We start from the raw sequence: 2,815 nt of genomic DNA, 5'->3' as shown, positions 1-2,815 counted from the left end.
CCTGGACCTGGTCGCTCACCAGCGGGCCGACCGAGACCACGCCGCTGGTTCATGATGGCGTCCTCTATGTCTGGAACTACGGCGACAAGGTGCAGGCGCTCAATGCCGCGACCGGCGATCTGCTCTGGGAATATCGCCGCGATCTTCCCGATACGCTCGTCGAGGCCCGCGGCAACGATCTCACCAAGCGCAACATGGCGCTCTATGAGGACCAAATCATCATCGCGACCTCGGATGTCCATCTCGTCGCTCTCGATGCCCGCACCGGCAAGGTGATCTGGGATCACGCGGTCGCCGATTGGCGGCAAGGCTGGCGCTATACCAGCGGCCCGATGGTTGCGAACGGCGTCGTGCTGCAGGGCATGACCGGCTGCGGCAACGGCGAGCCCGGCGGCTGTTTCATCACCGGGCACGACGCGAAGACCGGCGCCGAAAAATGGCGGGTCTGGTCGGTCGCTCATCCCGGCGATCCGAACAGCGAGAGCTGGAATGGGGTGCCGCTCGAACGCCGCTATGGCCTCTCGGTCTGGGCCGCCGCCTCCTTCGATCCGGATCGCGGCCTCGCTTATTTCGGCATCGCCGAACCCTACCCTTGGATTGCCGAGATGCGCGGAACGCTGCCCGCGAAATCCGCGCCCGGCGTCACCAACACCGCGCTCTATTCTGACTCGACGCTCGCGATCGACGTCGCCACCGGCAAGATCAAATGGTATTATCAGCATCTTCCCAACGACACCTGGGACATGGATGACGCCTTCGAGCAGATCCTCGTCGATCTCCCGATCGATGGCGTGATGCGCAACATGGTCGTCACCACCGGCAAGCTCGGCATGATCGAGGCAGTCGATCGCGGCTCGGGGAGCTGGCTCTGGGCCAAGGAGACGGTGCCGCAAAACATCGTCGACGCGATCGACCCCAAGACCGGCGCCAAAACCATCAACGCCGCCTCGATCCCGCATATCGGTCAGACGACGATGAACTGCCCCTCCGATCCCGGCGCCCGCGGCTGGCCGGCGACGGCCTACGACCCCGAGCGCAAGACGCTCTTTCTGCCGCTCAATGAATTCTGCGCCTATACCACGCCGCTGCCGCTCAAGCCCGGCGAGACCTATCAGGGCGGCGGCGGGCGGGCGACGTTTGCGCGCAACCTGGTCCCCGGGAGCGACGGCAATATCGGCCGGATCGATGCGGTGAAGCTCACCGATCAGGCGACCAGCTGGTCATTCCGCTTCCCCGCCCCGGCCACCAGCGCGGTTTTGCCGACGGCGGGCGGCGTCGTCTTCGCCGGCGCCTGGGATCGCGTCTTCCGCGCCCTCGACAGCGCTAGCGGCAAGGTGTTGTGGCAGATCCGCACCAATAACGCCGTCAACAGCTTCCCGATCAGCTACGCCGTCAATGGCCGGCAATATGTCGCGATCGCGGTCGGCAACGGCTCCGGCCAGGGGCAAGAGCTATCGACGCTGGTGCCAAACATCGCGCTTCCAGACGAAGGCGCGGTGCTCTGGGTTTTCGCCTTGCCGGAGACGCGCTGACCGGGTCGGGCGGTCAGGGCTCGGCGGTTTGCGGGGCGAGGGTGCGGGCGCGCGGCAGATCCAGAGTCACGCGGGTGCCGATCTCGGGCTTCGATTCGATGGCGAGGCGGCCGCCATGGGCCTCGATCAGGCTGCGCGCCAGGGTCAGACCGAGACCGAGGCCGCGGCTGTCGGCGATGCGGCGTGGCGGCTCGGCAAGCCCCGCCGGTTCGGCATGCACCAACCCCGCCCCTTCGTCGGTGATGATCAGCGCGAGCCCGCCAGGGTGCGCCTCGGCGCTGATTTCGATCCAGTCGCCATGGCCAGAGCTGCGCGCGGCGTGGCTCAGGGTGCGGAGCAGCACCTGACGGAAGGCCCGCCGGTCGGCGCGCAGGGTGATCTCCGCCAATTCCGGCGCGATTCGCCATTTCCGCCGGCTCGGCCCGAGGGTCGCAACCACGGTCGCCACCGTTTCTTCGATCAGCGGGCCGAGCGCCAGCGCCTCGTCATGAAGAACGGGTTGCTGGCGCGCCGGGTGGAGATGCTCGTCGAGATCGTCGGCGAGGCTGAGCAGCGTTCGGCTCAGCGTCTCGATCGCCGCCGGGGCCGCGTGCCGCGCCGCCGGGTCGGACTGGTCCGCCGCCAGCACCTGCGCCTGGCCATGAAGGCGCAGCGTGGTCTGGCGCAGCTCATGCACGGAAAGGGCAACCAACCGGGTCAGCGCCGCGCACCGTGCTTCGGCCTGATCGGCCGCTTGCCGCGCCAGCCAACGCGCCTGGCGCGCACGCTGCAGCGGGCGCAGTAGCGCCACCCCAGCCGCCACACCGCCGATCAGGAAAGAGGCCAATGAAAAAACCAGAATAGTCTCGCTCATGACACGAGACTAACTCCGCAAAAGCAAAAGCCTGGTTAACGTCGTTCAGCGGCCTCGCGAACCGTTTTTTCGCGAAGCGGATCTCTCAGGCGGCGGCTTGCGCGCGGCGGGCCTGGGCGCGAAGCAGGCGGCGCTTCAAAACCTGCGCTTCCGCCGGCAGTTTGCGCGCCGGCGTTGCGATCAGGAAGGCATCGATGCCGCCATTATGCTCGATGGTGCGAAGTGCGCGCGTCGTCACGCGGAGCGTCACCTCGACGCCAAGCACATCCGAGAGCAGGGAGGTTTCCTGAAGATTGGGCAGGAACCGGCGGCGGGTCTTGTTGTTGGCGTGGCTGACGTTATTGCCGGTCAGCACGCTTTTCCCGGTAATCTGGCAGCGGCGGGACATCGCGAAATCCATTTCCTGAAGCCGATGGACGCAAAAACGAAA

3 protein-coding genes are annotated in these 2,815 nt (G+C 66.7%); 1 reads left to right on the top strand and 2 read right to left on the bottom strand.

Going from position 1 to position 2,815, the window contains the following annotated elements:
* On the top strand, positions 1–1,532 hold a 1,532-nt coding region (locus ACP5M5_RS14600; RefSeq protein ID WP_427938570.1), incomplete at its 5' end, for a pyrroloquinoline quinone-dependent dehydrogenase.
* Between the two features lie 13 nt (positions 1,533–1,545).
* On the opposite strand, the gene ACP5M5_RS14595 is transcribed toward ACP5M5_RS14600, so the two are convergent.
* Together ACP5M5_RS14595 and rpmB are read right to left on the bottom strand one after the other, a co-directional pair.
* A complete protein-coding gene (locus ACP5M5_RS14595) occupies positions 1,546–2,385 on the bottom strand; it encodes a sensor histidine kinase (RefSeq protein ID WP_427938567.1) in 840 nt (279 codons plus the stop codon).
* Between the two features lie 85 nt (positions 2,386–2,470).
* The gene (gene rpmB / locus ACP5M5_RS14590) at positions 2,471–2,773 is read right to left on the bottom strand and encodes a 50S ribosomal protein L28 (RefSeq protein ID WP_114913980.1); all 303 of its coding nucleotides are present in this window, start codon (positions 2,771–2,773) and stop codon (positions 2,471–2,473) included.
* Positions 2,774–2,815: the final 42 nt, after the last annotated feature.

This window comes from Acidibrevibacterium sp. (genome assembly GCF_049965395.1).
Taxonomy (GTDB): Bacteria; Pseudomonadota; Alphaproteobacteria; order Acetobacterales; family Acetobacteraceae; genus Acidibrevibacterium; species Acidibrevibacterium fodinaquatile.
The sequence above is the reverse complement of the archived record's forward strand: the minus strand, read 5'-3'. Positions and strand labels throughout refer to the sequence as shown.

Bases quoted from the DNA above. Each gene is read 5' to 3' on its own strand.
- rpmB (WP_114913980.1), bottom strand. From the start codon at position 2,773: ATGTCCCGCCGCTGCCAGATTACCGGGAAAAGCGTGCTGACCGGCAAT.
- ACP5M5_RS14595 (WP_427938567.1), bottom strand. From the start codon at position 2,385: ATGAGCGAGACTATTCTGGTTTTTTCATTGGCCTCTTTCCTGATCGGC.